Source organism: Roseibium aggregatum, assembly GCF_017309185.1.
In the GTDB taxonomy this organism is placed as follows: domain Bacteria; phylum Pseudomonadota; class Alphaproteobacteria; order Rhizobiales; family Stappiaceae; genus Roseibium; species Roseibium aggregatum_B.
This window is the reverse complement of the sequence record NZ_JAEKJZ010000008.1, coordinates 128,775-144,871: the sequence shown is the minus strand read 5'-3', so window position 1 is coordinate 144,871 and position 16,097 is coordinate 128,775. Positions and strand designations below refer to the sequence as shown.

At 62.3% G+C, this 16,097-nt stretch carries 14 protein-coding genes; 13 read left to right on the top strand and 1 reads right to left on the bottom strand.

Going from position 1 to position 16,097, the window contains the following annotated elements; all coding sequences use genetic code 11:
• Window positions 1-2: 2 nt before the first annotated feature.
• Genes JF539_RS26155 through JF539_RS26140 form a run of 4 tightly spaced genes read left to right on the top strand, consistent with a single transcriptional unit; the run spans window position 3 to window position 4,470 of the window.
• Window positions 3-1,361, top strand: coding sequence for an acetyl-CoA carboxylase biotin carboxylase subunit (locus JF539_RS26155; protein WP_207144239.1), 1,359 nt, complete (start codon window positions 3-5; stop codon window positions 1,359-1,361).
• Window positions 1,362-1,407: 46 nt separating this feature from the next.
• Window positions 1,408-2,283, top strand: a complete 876-nt coding sequence (locus tag JF539_RS26150; protein WP_207144159.1) for a 5-oxoprolinase subunit B family protein — start codon at window positions 1,408-1,410, stop codon at window positions 2,281-2,283.
• The gene (locus JF539_RS26145) at window positions 2,273-3,253 is read left to right on the top strand and encodes a biotin-dependent carboxyltransferase family protein (RefSeq protein ID WP_207144156.1); all 981 of its coding nucleotides are present in this window, start codon (window positions 2,273-2,275) and stop codon (window positions 3,251-3,253) included. Before JF539_RS26150 ends, JF539_RS26145 begins: the two co-directional genes overlap by 11 nt.
• On the top strand, window positions 3,250-4,470 hold the full coding sequence (locus JF539_RS26140) for an ABC transporter substrate-binding protein (protein ID WP_207144154.1): 1,221 nt from the start codon (window positions 3,250-3,252) through the stop codon (window positions 4,468-4,470). The genes JF539_RS26145 and JF539_RS26140 overlap by 4 nt, the downstream gene beginning before the upstream one ends.
• Window positions 4,471-4,482: 12 nt before the next feature.
• On the opposite strand, the gene JF539_RS26135 is transcribed toward JF539_RS26140, so the two are convergent.
• Window positions 4,483-5,505, bottom strand: a complete 1,023-nt coding sequence (locus JF539_RS26135) for a GntR family transcriptional regulator (RefSeq protein ID WP_207144152.1) — start codon at window positions 5,503-5,505, stop codon at window positions 4,483-4,485.
• 222 nt (window positions 5,506-5,727) lie between these two features.
• Here JF539_RS26135 and JF539_RS26130 point away from each other — a divergent pair, with 222 nt between their 5' ends.
• From JF539_RS26130 to JF539_RS26090, 9 genes are all read left to right on the top strand, one after another.
• On the top strand, window positions 5,728-6,837 hold the full coding sequence (locus JF539_RS26130) for an ABC transporter ATP-binding protein (RefSeq protein ID WP_207144150.1): 1,110 nt from the start codon (window positions 5,728-5,730) through the stop codon (window positions 6,835-6,837).
• Window positions 6,834-7,748, top strand: coding sequence for an ABC transporter permease (locus tag JF539_RS26125; protein WP_209017609.1), 915 nt, complete (start codon window positions 6,834-6,836; stop codon window positions 7,746-7,748). The genes JF539_RS26130 and JF539_RS26125 overlap by 4 nt, the downstream gene beginning before the upstream one ends.
• A gap of 15 nt (window positions 7,749-7,763) precedes the next feature.
• A complete protein-coding gene (locus JF539_RS26120; protein ID WP_207144149.1) occupies window positions 7,764-8,621 on the top strand; it encodes an ABC transporter permease in 858 nt (285 codons plus the stop codon).
• Window positions 8,618-9,364, top strand: coding sequence for an SDR family NAD(P)-dependent oxidoreductase (locus tag JF539_RS26115; protein ID WP_207144147.1), 747 nt, complete (start codon window positions 8,618-8,620; stop codon window positions 9,362-9,364). The genes JF539_RS26120 and JF539_RS26115 overlap by 4 nt, the downstream gene beginning before the upstream one ends.
• Window positions 9,365-9,379: 15 nt before the next feature.
• Window positions 9,380-10,132, top strand: a complete 753-nt coding sequence (locus JF539_RS26110; protein WP_207144145.1) for an SDR family NAD(P)-dependent oxidoreductase — start codon at window positions 9,380-9,382, stop codon at window positions 10,130-10,132.
• 51 nt (window positions 10,133-10,183) lie between these two features.
• Entirely contained in the window at window positions 10,184-11,395 is a 1,212-nt protein-coding gene (locus tag JF539_RS26105; RefSeq protein WP_207144143.1) for an extracellular solute-binding protein, read from the top strand.
• A gap of 83 nt (window positions 11,396-11,478) precedes the next feature.
• Entirely contained in the window at window positions 11,479-12,588 is a 1,110-nt protein-coding gene (locus tag JF539_RS26100; protein WP_207144140.1) for an ABC transporter ATP-binding protein, read from the top strand.
• Between the two features lie 3 nt (window positions 12,589-12,591).
• Window positions 12,592-13,965 carry an amidase gene (locus tag JF539_RS26095; RefSeq protein ID WP_209017608.1) on the top strand — a complete coding sequence of 458 codons (1,374 nt, stop codon included), beginning with the start codon at window positions 12,592-12,594 and terminating at the stop codon, window positions 13,963-13,965.
• A gap of 38 nt (window positions 13,966-14,003) precedes the next feature.
• Window positions 14,004-16,094 carry a hydantoinase/oxoprolinase family protein gene (locus JF539_RS26090; protein ID WP_207144138.1) on the top strand — a complete coding sequence of 697 codons (2,091 nt, stop codon included), beginning with the start codon at window positions 14,004-14,006 and terminating at the stop codon, window positions 16,092-16,094.
• Window positions 16,095-16,097 lie beyond the last annotated feature (3 nt).

Here is a 16,097-nt window from a genome sequence, read left to right as displayed (position 1 = left end):
ATCTGTCGGGCCGCACACTCTTCATAGCCAACCGGGGTGAGATCGCGGTGCGGATCAATCGCGCGGCGAAGTCGCTCGGTATGACCGTCGTTCAGGGGCATTCGGAAGCCGATGCAGATATGCTGGCCGTGCGTATGGCTGACAGATCCGTCGAAATCGGCCCCCCGCATGCGACGAAGTCCTATCTGGATATCGGGCGTGTGGTCGAGGCAGCGAAGTCGGCGGGTGCGGATGCCGTCCATCCGGGATACGGATTCCTGAGCGAGAACGCCGGTTTCGCCGAGGCCGTCGAGGCGGCGGGGATGATTTTCGTCGGACCTTCGGCGGAAACGATTGCTCGGATGGGCGACAAGGCGAAGGCACGCGAGACCGCGGAAGCCGCGGGCGTTCCGACAGCGCCGGGGAGCGACGGCCGCATCGAAACGGCTGAGGCGGCCCTCGTCGCCGCGCGCGCAATCGGCTTTCCACTGATGATCAAGGCGGCCGCCGGTGGTGGCGGACGGGGCATTCGCGTTGCCGAAAACGAGGACGATCTCAAGCGTCTTGTGCCGCAGGCGAAAGCGGAGGCCGAGGCCGCCTTCGGCGATGGCGGTCTTTACCTGGAGCGCATGATCACGCAGGCGCGCCATGTCGAGGTCCAGATCCTCGGCGACGGCAAGTCGGCGGTGCATCTTTTCGAGCGGGAATGCTCGCTTCAGCGGCGCCGTCAGAAGGTCTGGGAAGAGGCTCCGGCCCGGTGCCTGACACAGGCGACGCGGGACAGAATGTGCGAAGTCTCCGTCCGGCTCGCCGAAGCCGTCGAATATCGCGGTGCGGGCACACTGGAGTTTCTCTACGAGCCGGACCGGGACGCGTTCTATTTCATGGAAATGAACACCCGTATCCAGGTGGAGCATCCGGTGACCGAAATGATCACCGGCGTCGATCTGGTCGCCGAGATGATCCGCATCGCTTTCGGCCAACCGCTGCGGTTCGCACAGGCGGACATCGGTTTTTCCGGCCATGCCGTGGAGGTCCGGGTCAACGCGGAAGATCCGGCGAGCAATTTCATGCCCTTTCCGGGTGTCGCGCAGAAGCTCGTCGTGCCCGACGGCGTCCGCTTCGACACCATGCTCTACGAGGGCTACGCCATTCCGCCCTTCTACGATTCCCTTGTCGGCAAGCTGATCGTTCACGGTGCCAGCCGGGAGGAGGCGCTTCAGAAGCTGCGCGAGGCCCTCTCCGGTCTGGAAATCGAGGGCCTCAAGACAACCCTGCCTCTCCACCGGGCGCTGGCCGGTGATCCGGATGTGAAGGCCGACAACACGACAACCAAGTTTCTCGAGGCATGGCTGGAAACGCATGCCATCAAGGCCGCCTGAGCGCGGCGCACCCAACCGCTGCCCTCGGCGCAAGGAGTGACACGCGATGAAGACACGCTATTCATTCGGCGGAGACGAGCATATTTTCGTCGAAGTCGATGAGGAAATGTCCCTGGACGCCTTTTTCAAGAGTCTGTCGATCACCAATGCGGTGCGCGACAGCGCCATCGAAGGCGTCACGGAAATCTGTCCGGCGAACGCGTCGTTCCAGATCAAATACGATCCGGATGTGATCGCGCCGGACGCGCTTCTGGAAAAGCTGAAGTCCCTCGAGAGTGCCGCGGAAAACGCGGAAAAGCGGATCGGCACGCGGATCGTCGAGATCCCGGTTTACTACAATGATCCCTGGACCCATGAGACGCTGATGCGCTTCCGCGACCGGCATCAGGACCCGGACGGGACCGATCTGGACTACGCGGCGCGTATCAACGGGTTCGAGACGGCCGAGGACTTCATCGTCGCGCACCATTCGAACCCCTGGTTCGTGTCGATGGTGGGTTTCGTTTCCGGCTTGCCGTTTCTCTATCAGCTCGTCGAGCGGGAACGCCAGCTGCAGGTGCCGAAGTACCTGCGGCCCAGAACCGATACGCCGAAATTGACGGTCGGCTACGGCGGCTGCTTTTCCTGCATCTATTCGGTGCGCGGCGCCGGCGGCTACCAGATGTTCGGGATCACGCCGATGCCGATCTACGACCCGACGCAGGAAGTCAATTATCTCAAGGACTTCATGGTCTTCTTCAAGCCCGGCGATATCGTCAAGTGGAACCCGATCGACCGGGAGGAATACGACCGGATCTGCGCGGAGGTGGAAGCCGGAACCTTCACGCCGCGCATGGCGGAGGTCGAGTTCGATCTGGAATCCTTCAACGCGGACATCGATGGCACCAACCGCAAGCTGATGGAGGCTCTCTATGGCGCTTAAGGTTCTCAAGCCGGGACTGCTGACCACCGTTCAGGATCTCGGCCGGCCGGGATATTTCCATCTCGGCATTCCGATGGGGGGCGCGATGGACCGGATGGCGTTGCGCGCGGCAAACCTCCTGGTCGGCAATGACGAAGGCGCTGCGGCGCTTGAGGCCGTGTTTGTCGGGCCGGAACTGGAGTTTACCGCCGACGGCACCATTGCTGTGACCGGCGGCGAAATCCCGGTGAAAATCGATGGCGAAGAGCAGCCCTGCTGGACAGCGCTCGCGGTCAAGGCCGGACAGAAGCTCTCCTTCGGTTTCCTGACCTCCGGCGCGCGGATCTATATCGCCATCTCGGGTGGCATCGACACACCTCCGCATCTTGGCTCGCGGTCAACCTACGCAATCGGAGCGCTCGGCGGTGTCGAGGGCAGGGCGGTGGCCGCTGGTGACGAACTGCCCGTCGGGACTTCGGAAAAGGCAGTTGCACCCGGAACCTCGGTGCCGGAGGAGATGCGCCGGAAGCCCGGGACCCCGACCGAACTGCGGGTCCTGCCGGGCCTTTATTGGCACCGCATCACGGACGCCGCGCAGAATGGCTTTTTCGAGGACGAATGGAAGGTCGCGCCGGAGGCAGACCGGATGGGCTACCGCTTCAAGGGGGGGCGTCCCCTGGAATTTATCGACCGGGAACAGCCCTTCGGGGCCGGGTCCGATCCGTCCAACATCGTGGACAGCTGCTATCCTTACGGTTCTATTCAGGTGCCCGGTGGAACCGAGCCGATCGTCCTGCACCGGGACGCGGTTTCCGGCGGCGGCTATTTCATGATCGGCACCGTCATTTCCGCGGATATGGACTTGATCGGTCAACTGCAACCTCATATGCCGGTAAGGTTCGTTCCCGTCGACATGGACGGGGCGCTGGCAGCCCGTGCCGAGCGCCGGACGGCGATGGACAGAATACGTAAGGAGCTTGCCGGTGAATGAATGAGTCTGGTCCAGTTCTGAGCAATGAGCCGATTTCGGCGCCGGCGGTCAAACGCCGCCGTCCTGCGCTTCGGGTGCTTGGAACCTCGGTCACGCAGCTCTCTGCGATCAAGGCCGCGGCGGAGGAAGACCTTGGACTGGATCTTGAACTCATCACCCTGGACGGTACCGAGGCGCAGCGCCGCGGTGCCCTGCATCCGGAAAGCTTCGACGTTTACGATCAGTGGTTCCACGATATCGACCTGATCTGGCCGACCGGTTCGATCCAGTATATCGACATCAACCGGATCCACCGGTGGGACGAAATCAACGCTTTGCCCAAGACAGGCAGGCTGAAACCGGAGTTTCCCCGTGCGCGCGGCGGAGACCCGGCTAAACGCCTGTTTGTCCAACTGGACGGGTCGCTCGGAGACATGGCGTCCGACCGGGTTTCCATGGTTCCGACCGTACATAATGCGGACAGTTTCGCGGTGGTCGGGGCCGATGCGGGCGAGGTCGACAGCTGGGCCGCGCTGCTGGACCCTGCCTGGGCGGGCCGCGTCGTTTTGCAGGCCGATGCGGCGATCGGCAGCCTCGACATGCTTCTCGCCCTGGAGGCCAGCGGTGAGCTGCATGCGGGCGATCTCGGCGACCTGACGCTCGAGGAGATCGATTCCCTGATCGAAAAGCTGCGCGGCTACCGTGACAGAGGACATTTCCGGCGGTTCTGGAGCGACGAGGACGAGGCCGTCGACGCGATGATGCAGGACGGGCCGATTATCGGGTCCCTGTGGTGGTCGGGTGTCACCCGGCTGCGGTCTATGGGCAAGGAGGTGACCATGGTCACCCCGCGCGAAGGCTATCGCGGATGGTTCGGCGGTCTGGCTCTGTCTGTTCACGTCGACAAGTGGTTGAAGGACGCGGCCTACGATTACCTGAACTGGTGGCTTGAGGGGCGTCCCGGCGCGATCATGGCGCGCAGCGGTGCCTATATGGCAAACCCAGATGCCGTCCGTCCCTACCTGGACGAGGCGGAATGGGACTTCTGGTACGAAGGCAAGCCGGCCGGCGACGATATTCGCGGCCAGGACGGGTCGATCCTCTATGCCCGAGGCTCGGTTCGCGAGGGCGGTTCGTATCAGCAGCGCATGTCACGGGTCACGGTCTGGGACACCGTCATGAACGAGCACAATTATCTGGTCCGCCGCTGGGAGCATTCGCTCGAAGGCCAGGGGTGAGATACTCGCCGGTCAGTGCTTGAGCGGCTTCAGATAGGCCGGCAGGTCCGGTTCGGGAAAGACGGACATGGCCATCAGGCGCTGGCGGGTCCGTTCCGCGGATAGCTTGAGATGTTGCTCCAGGGCATCGGCGGCCGCCTCATACGAACCGCGCTTGATGAATTCCAGAACGATCGAATGTTCCTGAAGCCCGACCACGAACGGCCGTGAGCCGATCACGTGACCGAACACGCTGTTGACCACCAGCGCGATCTGGCTTTGCCGGATCATGCGCAGAAGATGCTCGTTCGGGGAATTCTCCAGGAGGCGAATGTGGATGTCCGTTTCCAGTTCCTCGATCGTCGCGCTGCTGAGGCGCATGCCGGACTGCAGGGCGTCATGGGTGCGCTTCCACATCGCCTCGACGATCCGGGGCTTCGTCACCGGTGCGCTGTCAAGCAGGGCGAGCGGTTCGAGTTTGCTGCGCACGGCGAAGTAATTGGCGATGTCGCGCGCGGTCAGCGGGCCGACGATCCAGTGTGAGCGCAAGTCCTTCCGGACCAGACCCCGGTCCTGAAACCGGGAAAGAAGTTCACGGACCACCGTCCGGCTGACGTCGTAGTGATCGGCGACCGCCTGTTCGTTGATGAGGAACAGGCCGAAGGGCAGGGCAAGGGAGATATTCTTTTCAAAGTCCCGGGCGATCCTCTCGGCGGTCCCCGGGCGCGGCCTGATCGGCTGGTCCGCGGACAGGCCGAGCGATTCATGCGTCAGCCCGATCCGGATCGGTTCGGCGGCGGAACTGGACCCGACAAGAAAGCCGCGCCCCTCGAAACGGGACAGCAATCCCTGCTGCTGAAGTTCGTTCAGGGCGGTGCGGACGGGCGTGCGGCTTGTTCCAAAGAGCCGGGCGACCGGGTCTTCAGTCAGGACGGTTCCATCAGCCAGAAGACCCCGCTCGATCGCTTCTTGCAGGGTGTTTTTGATTTTCAGGTATCGCGGCTCAGGGCGGCCGTTGCCGTGGTCTGCAGCGCTTTCAGTCCCGGTCTTGTCCATTTTCCTGCCCTGTTCCAAAGCGTTCGGTCTCTCTCGTAGAATAAATGTATTTTGTACTCAGAAGTGCAAAAAAATGCTGCATAATGAGGCTTTGATGCTCAAATTTGCGTCTTTTATCGGTTTTTTGTCTTCGATATCCGTTTTAACTTTGACTTTTGGGTTCAAAGTACATTTCATATGGCTGTTCCCTCGTATGACCAAGATATCGAGACCCAAACATCCATGATGGAACTGATCCGCCTCACCAAAGCGTACAAGGGCGTTCCCGCGGTTCGGGACGTTTCCCTGGTTGTCCAGGAAGACGAGTACCTCACGCTGCTGGGACCTTCCGGCTCCGGAAAAACGACTCTGCTACGCCTTCTCAGTGGATTGGAGAAGCCGGATGCCGGGCAGATACATCTGAACGGCGAAGATGTCACCTATCGTCCTCCCTATTTGCGCGGTCTTGGTATCGTTCAGCAGAATTACGCCCTGTTCCCGCACCTGAGTGTCGAGGATAACGTCGCGTTCGGATTGCGTTACCGGCTGATCGATCCTGTCACAGATGACTCCGAAGTAAAGCGCCGGGTCGCGGAGACCCTCGAGCTCGTCGGACTGACCGGGTTCGGCGGCCGGATGGTCGGTCAGATCTCCGGCGGCCAGAAGCAGCGGGTGTCACTCGCCAGAACGCTTGTGACCCGCCCGAAGATCTGCCTCCTGGACGAACCGCTCGGTGCGCTCGACGCCAATCTGCGCGAGCGCATGACGGTTGAGCTGCGCAAGATCCGCGCGACGCTCGGTGTGACCTTCCTGCATGTGACCGGCAACGAGACAGAGGCCCTCGCTATGGGCGACCGGATGGTCGTCCTCGACAAGGGCGGTATCGTTCAGGCCGACCGGCCCGATGCTATCTTTTCCGCGCCGTCCGATGTCCGGGTGGCGCGCTTCGTCAACACCTATAACGTCCTGACGGGATCCGGTCAGGACAGCGTCTTCCGGACGGCGGATCAACTCGTGTCCCTGCCGGAAGAGGCGCATGGCCGCGAGGTCGGGTTCTATGCGATCCGTCAGGACAGCGTCGAAATCGATGCCGCCGGAACGGTTCCGGAACCCGGGCGCACGAGCCTGCAGGCGACCTATATCACCAGCGAGTTCCTCGGCAGCCGTTTCATCTACATCTTCCGCCTTCCCGATGGCGGTGTTTTCGAAGTCGAGCGGCATCTGAGCCACTCCGACCCCGTCACCTACAAAGGCGGCGAAACCTGCTCGCTGTCCTGGAATCTCGCCGACGCACTGGTCTTCGACCCGTCCGGCGCCGCCCTTGAAACCAACGCCTTCAAAGGAGCCGCATGATGGACGGGGCCGCCGTCGAAACGCCTATCGCTTCCTCCGTTCCCTCCAGGGACGGTCCCGGCTTTTTCCAGCGTCACGGGCATTTGCTGCTGCTTGCGCCGGGCGTGATCTGGATGATCCTGTTCCTGGTCATCCCGCTCGCCATGATGGTCTATGTGAGTTTCTGGACGCAGACCACCTTCGCGATCAAGCCGGATCTGACACTGAAATCCTGGACGACGTTCTTCGCTTCCGAAACTTATTTCGGAGCGCTCTTGAGAACCCTGCGCATCTGGCTGACCGTCCTGTTCCTGACGTTTCTCTTCGGATATCCGACGGCGCTCTACATCGGCCAGTTCGTCCGGAACAAGACCGTTCAGACAATCCTTCTGGTGGCCTGTGTCATTCCTTTCTGGACATCGTTTCTGATCCGCGTTCTGGCCTGGAGGCCGATGCTCGGCAAGGAAGGCGCGATCAATATCCTCCTGCAGGGTCTCGGCATCATCGATCAGCCGATCGAAGTCCTGTTGTTCACCGAGCTCTCGGTGATCATCGGCATGGTGCAGATCTACGTGGTGTTCATGGTCGGGCCGATCGCCTTCATGCTGGCGCGGATCGACGACAGCCTGTTCGAGGCCGCAAGGGACCTCGGCGCCTCTCCAATGACGATCTTCCGGAAGATTACCTTTCCCCTGAGTCTGCCGGGGGTCGTCGTTGGAGCCATCTTCGTCTCCGTCATGGTGCTCGGCGAATTCGCAACCGCCTCTGCTCTGTCCGGCCGGAAGGTCAACCTGCTCGGCAACATCATCGTCACTCAGGTCGGATCGCTGAAATGGGCCTTCGCCGCGGTGATCGGCGTGGTGCTGACCGTCGTCATGGCCAGCGTGATCACCGTGCTCCTGCGGGTGGTCAACCTGCGCCGCGAGCTGTGAGGGAGATCCTGAACCATGAATCAGAACACTGCCATCCGGACCTTGCTCGCGTTCTACACGGCCCTTTTCCTGGCCTTTCTCTACGGTCCCTTCGTCGTCATGGCGATTATCAGTTTCCAGCAGGGGCCGGAAGGCGGGCCGCAATTCCCGATCATCGAGTGGTCCACATTCTGGTACCAGCACGTGCTCGGTTTCGCGCCGCCGTCCCGCGTCGCGCCGTTGCCCATCGGCGAGGCTCTCACCCGTTCGCTGACGCTGGCCTTCGCGACCATGGTCGTCTCCACTGTTCTCGGTACCCTGACCGCCCAGGCATTCCGCACCCAGTTCAAGGGATCGGGGTTCGTCTTCTATCTCGTCGTGCTCGGCATGATGGTGCCCGGTGTTCTTCTGGGTCTGGGCATGGCGCTGGTGTCCAGCCAGTTCGGCATCGACCGGAACTGGTGGAGCACGGCCTTCGTGCTGCATGTGGTCTACACCTATCCCTTTGCCTTCCTCGTCATGCTCGCGATCTTCAACCGCTTCGACAAGTCGATCGAGGAGGCCGCCTGGGCGCTGGGCGTCCCGCCGGGGCGGACGTTCCGAAAGATCACGTTTCCCATGATCTTCCCGGGCGTGCTCTCCGCCATGCTGTTTGCCTTCACGCTCAGCTATGACGAGTTCCCGCGGACCCTCTTCACGGGTGGACGCGAGGTGACCATGCCGATTGCGATCTACGGCACCTTTGCGGTCGAGATCCATCCAAACCTCTTCGCCTTCGGCGTCCTCACCACGCTGTTCTCCTTTGCGCTGCTCACCGTCTACGGCGTGCTGATGAGCGCGTCCGTCCGCCGGGCCCGCGTCCGGGCGACCGGCATGCAGGAGGATGTGGCATGAGCCGTCTTCAGAAACACCGCGCGGTCGTCACGGGCGCCGGAGCGGGCATCGGCCGGGCCATCGCCCTTCGGCTCGCGGAGGAAGGCGCGAAAGTCGTTGTGAACGATCTTCTGGCCGAAAGCGCCGAGGCGACGGCCGACCTGATCAAGGAGGCCGGAGGAATCTCGGTTTCCGTTTCCGGTGACGTCAGCGATCCGCAGGACGTGGATCGGGCGTTCGGTCTTTGCGAGGAGACCTGGGGGCCCTGCACGCTGGCGGTTAATAACGCCGGCATCGTCCACCAGGCCCGGTTGGCGGAGCTCGACCTGGCCGACTGGGACCGGATGATCGCCGTTCATCTGCGCGGCTGCTTCATCGGCTGCCGCCGTGCCATCGGTCCGATGCTCGCGGCCGGAGAGGGCGTGATCGTCAATGTCGCTTCGCAGCTCGGACAGATCGGCGGCATCGAACTGACCCATTACAGCGCGGCCAAGGCCGGCATCATCGGCCTGACCAAATCGCTGGCTCGCGAGGTCAGTGCCCAGGGCGTGCGCGTGAACGCTGTCGCGCCGGGCCCGATCAACACGGAACTGGTGCGGGCCCTGTCCCGGGACTGGCAGGAAGCGAAAGCCGCTGAGTTGCCGCTCGGCCGCTTCGGCGAGCCGGAAGATGTCGCCGCGACGGTCGCGTTTCTCGCGTCCGATGACGCGAAAATCTATGTCGGCCAGACACTTGGGCCGAATTCCGGCGACGTGATGCTTTAAAGGAGAAGAACGGCAATGAAGACGGTACTGATCACGGGGGCCGGAATTGGAATTGGACGGGCGACCGCCAAGGCATTCGGTGCGGCCGGCTACCGGGTGATCGTGACGGATGTTCTGCCCGACGAGGGGGCTTCCGTTGTCGGCGAGATTGCCGCGGCCGGAGGAACGGCGGAGTTCCATCCGCTCGATGTCACATCGACCGAGGCTGCCAATACGCTCGTCGCCAGGGTGGAAGCCGACTACGGTGCGATCGATACCATCGTCTGCAACGCCGGCATCGCCCACAAGGTGCCTCTCGACGAACTGAGCGACGAGAAGTGGGATCACACCTTCGACGTTGACCTGAAAGGCATGTTCCGGGTGATCCGGGCTGCCGCGCCGAAAATGCGCGCGGCCGGCAAAGGGTCCATCGTCTGCCTGTCCTCGATCATGGGGGTCGCCTATGGCTGGGACGAGCACGTTCAGTATTCCTCCGCGAAATCCGGTGTCGTTGGGCTGGTGCGCGGGCTCGCGGTTGAACTGGCGCCCTCGGGCATCAAGGTGAACGGCGTCGCGCCCGGCTATATCCGCACCGCTCAAGCGCTCTCGGAACAACATTCTCTCGGCCCGGAAGGTCTGGCCAAGGCCGCCGATTTCATCCCCATGGGCCGCGTCGGCGAAGCCGAAGACATCGCCGACGTCATTCTTTTCCTCGCTTCGGACGCAGCCCGGTATCTGACCGGTCAGGTTGTGACCGTGGATGGAGGATTGCTGGTCGGACGCTACTGACGGCGCCGGCCTCGAGGTGGTCTCGAAATACCAAAACAGAGGGTAAGACAGATGGGACAACTTAGCATAAATCGCCGCCGTTTTCTTGCAACAACCGGCATGGCTGCCGGATCCGCGGCCTTCCTGCGTCCGGGCATGTTGCGCGCGCAGGACCTCGCCAGCCAGGAACTCCGCACGGTCGGTCTTTCGGTGACCGTGCAGGAACGCATTCTCAATGACTTCAAGGAAAAGTCCGGTGTTGGAGCGGTCTCCGGCAAGGCGGACATTTTCCCCAACACGCAAACGGAACTCCTGTCCGGTTCCGACGCCTACGATTGTTGGGAAACCATCGGCGAGCGTCTTCCGGCAATGACGATCACCGACACGATCAAACCGATCGATACGGCCGATCTGAAGAACTGGGACAGCATCCGCCCGATCTTCACCGAGACGGATCCCAAGCTGCCGCCGGCCGCGCAGATTTCCGGTCAGATCTGGGCCGACGAGGCCAAGACCAAACTCTGGATGGTGCCGACCGTCTTCAATTTCGACTCCATCGGCTATCGCCCGGATCTTGTCAGCGCCGAGGAAGCCAACACCTGGACGTCGCTCTTCGACGAAAAGTTCAAGGGCAAGACCGGCCTGAACGTCGATCCGCTGATCGCCTTCGGCCAGGCGATCCTCGCCATGAACTCGCTGGGTCTGCTTTCGGTCGAGAACCCGGGCAATCCGAATGCCGAGGAAATCGATGAGGCGGCGAAATTCCTGATCTCCAAGAAGAAGGACGGGCAGTTCCGCGCGCTCTGGGGCGACTTCGGCGAACTCGTCAACCTGCTGGCATCCGGTGAAATGATCCTTGCCGATGCCTGGCAGCCGGCCGTGATGGCGGTGAAGGCCCAGGGGATCGAGTGCTCCTATGCGGTGCCGAAGGAAGGCTATCGCGGCTGGGCGATCGGGATTTCCGAGATCGCCAATTCGCCGAACGCGGACGCCGTCAAGGCTTACGCCGACTATTGGCTCTCCGGTCCTCCGGCCATCACCGTGTCCGAGCAGGGCTACTATTCGCCGACGACCAAGATCAAGGACGTCATGGACCCCGACAAATACGCCTTCTGGTACGAAGGCAAACCGTGGGTCGGTCCGGAGGAACGCGGCATCAAGGAAGGCGATCTGCGCGATGGCGGCTCGCTGGAAGAGCGCGCGTCCCACGTCGCCTACTGGCACCAGTGGCCGGACGAATACGACCACCTGATCATGCGCTGGGACGAATTCCTGAGCGCCTGATCTGAAACGTGCCTTGTCCGGGAGGGATGCGTCTCTCCCGGGTTCTCTCCGCTTATCGGTGTTTTCTTTAGGATTGGTTCGTCATGGCCGATTACGACCTCGAGCTTGTCAAGCTGCGCAAGGTTTATCCCGGCGGCACTGTTGCCGTCGAAAATTTCGACCTGAGGGTGGAGCGCGGTGAGTTCATCTCCTTCGTCGGGCCGTCCGGCTGCGGCAAGACCACGACGTTGCGCATGATCGCCGGTCTTGAAAGCATCAGTTCCGGAGACCTTCTGATCCGCGGCCACAATTTTACCGATGTGCCGACGGAAAAGCGGCCGACCTCCACGATCTTCCAGAATTACGCGATCTTCCCGCACATGACGGTGCGCCAGAACATCGAGTTCGGTCTGCATGTCCGCAAGGCGTCCGCGCCGGACATCAAGAAACGGGTCGATTCCATCATCGACAAGCTGCAACTCGGCGATATCGCGGGAGCCAAGGAAGGATCGCTTTCGGGAGGCCAGAAACAACGCGTGGCGCTGGCGCGCGGCCTGGTCACGGAACCGGATATCCTGCTGCTCGACGAACCGTTGGGCGCGCTCGACGCCAATCTGCGCAAGTCGATCCAGGAGGAGCTCAAGATCCTCCAGCGCGACTTGAACATCACCTTCGTCTTCGTCACCCACGCGCAATCCGAAGCGCTCAGCATGGGCGATCGGGTTGTCGTGATGAATTCCGGCAAGGTGGAACAGATCTCGGCGCCGTTCGAGCTTTACACACGGCCGAAGTCGCCCTTCGTTGCCCGGTTCATCGGTCGCAACAAGATCATCGAAGGCCAGCTTGCGCAAACCGGCAATGGCCGCGCGGTCGTTCAAACCCGATTCGGGGCTCTTTCCGGCGTGCCATCCTTCGATCCCGCGACCTCGGCCGCCGACGCGAAAGCCCTGCTTGTGGCGCCCTCGGAATATGTCGACATCCTGCCCGCGGGCGCAGCTGCCGATACTGCCCTGACCGACATGGTTTCCGGACAGGTGAGCGCCATCGATGCGGTCGGCCATTTTGCTTATGTCACCGTTCATCTCGACGACGACCTGAGTATCCGTATCGAGACCCACCGCGAAAAGATCGCCGAACGCGGCATCGAAACCGGTGGACAGGTCGATCTGCGTTGGCAGCCCGAACGGGCGACCGTTGTCCTGGAAGCCGCGTGACCGATGATGGTGGATATCGACGATCTGGCGCAAAAGCCGGCGGCTGAGATTGCCCGGGTGCTGGCGGACAGACGTGCCGATCCGGTCGGTTTGACCGAACACTATCTGGAGAAGATTGGCCGGCAGACATCCCCGATCTTTTTGACCGTTACGGCGGACCGGGCGCGACGGGAGGCAGAGGCCGCCGCCCGCAGGTTGAAGGCCGGCCGCCCGGCCTCCGCTCTCGACGGCGTTCCGATGGCCTGGAAGGATCTCGTCGACTTCAGGGGCGAAACCACAACCGCCGCTTCGAATATCTATCGGAACGCGCTGGCAGCCGAGAGTGATGCGCCGATCCTGGCCAATGCCGCCAGAGCCGGCATGATCGCTCTCGGCAAGGTCAACCTGTCTGAATTCGCCTATTCGGGACTTGGCCTGAACCCGCATTTCGGCACACCTTTGAACCCGAACGATACCGTGACGCCACGTGCACCGGGTGGGTCCTCCTCGGGCTCCGGCGTCGCCGTTGCGGCCGGTCTGGCTCCCTGCGCAATCGGCACGGACACGGGCGGCTCGGTTCGCATCCCCGCGGCCTTCAATGGCGTGGTCGGCTACAAGTCCTCGGAAGGGAGGATACCGGCCAGGGGTGTCTTCGCGCTTTCCAGAACGCTCGACACGGTCGGTCCGTTGGCCCGCACGGTGGAGGATTGCATTCTCCTGGACATGGTGTTGCGCGGTGCAGTGACGTCCGGTGTGACAAGGCGTCCGGTGGAGACCCTGCGGATCTTCGTTCCTGAAACAGTCGTTCTCGACGATCTCGATCCCGCGGTTTCGGAGAACTTCGAAAAGAGCCTGGCGTTGCTGGAACAGGCGGGGGCGGTCGTCACCAGAGGGCCCTTGCCTCAGTTCGCCGAGGCGGCGCGGCTTGCGGCTGAATTAGGATCGATCACGGCGGCGGAAGCCTATGTGGAGCATCGAGACCTCGTTGACGGACCCGGAGCCGCGAACATCGACCGGCGCGTTCTGGCGCGCATTCAGGGCGGCAAGGCCATGTCGGCCGCTGACCTGATTGTCTTGCACAGGGCACGCCTTGAAGGCATGGCGGCAATTTCGGGTCTTTTGGACGGGGCGTTGCTGGCCATGCCCACGGCGCCGCATGTCGCACCGGCGATCGCGCCCTTGGAGGCGGATGATGCCCTGTTTCACAGGATCAATCTGAAAACCCTGCGCAACACAGTGATCGGCAACTTCTTCAATCTGCCGGGTGTCGCGCTTCCCAACGGAACGGATGGCGGCGGTCTGCCGACCAGCTTTCTTTTGTGCACGGTCGGCAACGACGACGAACGGCTGCTGGGTGCGGCTCTCGACGTCGAGCGCGTGCTCCGAACCGCCGGCTGACGGCGAAAACTGGAACGACAACGGAAAAGGAAAACAGAATGATACGAGTAGGCGTGGACGTCGGAGGGACATTCACCGACATCGTTCTGGAACACTCGGAGGCCGGTGACGGCGAGCAGAAGGTCTTCGTCACCAAGGTGCCGAGCACGCTGCACGACCAGTCCGAGGGCGTCGTCAAGGGCGTTCTCCAGGTCTGCAAGCTGGCTGGTGTGGAACCGGGCGAGATCGACATGCTGTTCCACGGCACGACGGTTGCGACCAACATGGTGATCGAGCGCAACGGCGCCGAGGTCGGCATGCTGACGACCAAGGGCTTCCGGGACATCCTCCATATGGGCCGTCACAAGCGGCCTCATAATTTCAGCCTCCAGTTCGATGTGCCCTGGCAATCCAAGCCGCTGGTCAAGCGCCGCAACCGGATCGCCATCAGCGAACGCATCATGCCACCGGACGGCACGGTGGAGGTCGGGCTCGATGAGGACGAGGTCCGGGAGGCCGCCGAACTCTTCAAGAAGCGGGGCCTCAACGCGGTCATCATCTCGTTCCTGTTCTCCTTCCTGAATGATTCCCACGAGCAGCGGGCCAAGGAAATCGTCAAGGAAGTGATGCCCGGCGCCTATATCTGTGCCTCGTCGGAAGTGGTCAACGTGATCCGCGAATACGAGCGCTTCAGCTCGACGGCGATGAACGCCTATATCGGTCCGAAGACGGCGCGCTATCTCAGCAATCTGGAAAACCGGCTGAAGGAAAACGGCGTCGACGCGATCGTCCGTATCATGCAGTCCAACGGCGGCATCTCGACCATCGAGAATTCCTCCGAACGGCCGATCGGCCTGTTGCTGTCCGGCCCTGCCGGCGGCGTGATCGGCGGCCGCTGGACCGGCGGCCACTGCGACACGGGCAATGTGATCACCATCGACATCGGCGGAACCTCGGCCGACATCTCGGTGATCCAGAACGGGGAACTGCGCATCAAGAACCCGCGCGACACCGAAGTCGCGAGCCTGCCCGTGCTGGTGCCGATGATCGATATCGACGCCATTGGAGCGGGCGGAGGCTCGATTGCCTATGTCGATGCCGGAGGTGCATTCCGGGTCGGACCGCGTTCGGCCGGCGCAACACCAGGCCCGGCCTGTTACGGCAACGGAGGAACGGAGCCGACGGTGACCGACGCACAGGTGGCGCTCGGCCGTCTTGATCCCGCGCATTTCCTTGGCGGCGACATTTCCATCGATCCGGATCTTGCGGTCAAGGCGATTGAGGAAAAGATCGCCAAACCGCTCGGGTTCACCGTCACCGAGGCCGCGCTCGGCATCCTGAAGGTGATCAACAACAATATGGCGCTGGCAATCAACGCCAATTCGGTTGCCAAGGGCATCGATCCGCGCAGCTTTACCCTGATGGGTTTCGGTGGCGCCGGTCCGCTTCACTCGGTGGCGCTCGGCGAGATTATCGGCGCCAAGGACGTGATCGCTCCGCTCCAGCCCGGCATTACCGCGGCAATGGGCCTGCTGGTGACCGATCTGCAATACGAATACACGCGATCGGTTCTGGCCTTCCTCGATACCGCCGACGAAGCGAGCTTCGCGAATGTCAACAAGATCGCCGGTGAACTGATGGCGGAGGCCGACGCCCAGCTTGAATCCGACGGCATTCCGAAGGAGGCACGCCGGTTCAAGAAGGTCATGGAATGCCGTTATGTCGGACAGGGCTTCGAGCTGCGTGCGGAAATGCCGGACGAGCCGCTGTCCGCCGACAACGTGAAGGTCGTGATCGACAATTTCTTCGACATCCACAAACAGCAATACGGTCACGCTTTCCGCGACCAGGTGACGGAGGCCGTGACCATCCGCGTGGTTGCCAATGCAGCCGTTGAGCAACTGCGCTTGCCCGACCTGCCGAAAGGCGGTCGGGCAAATCCGGAGGACGCTCAGCTCTATACGCGCAAGACCGTCTTCGACGACGGGGTCGAGGTCGAAACACCGCGTTACGACCGGATGAAGCTTCTGGCCGACGACACGGTCGCCGGACCGGCGCTGATCACTCAGCACAATTCCACGACCCTTGTGCCTCCGGGACACACCGCGACCGTCCTCGGCCACGGCGACCTGCGCATCGCGCGCATCTGATTG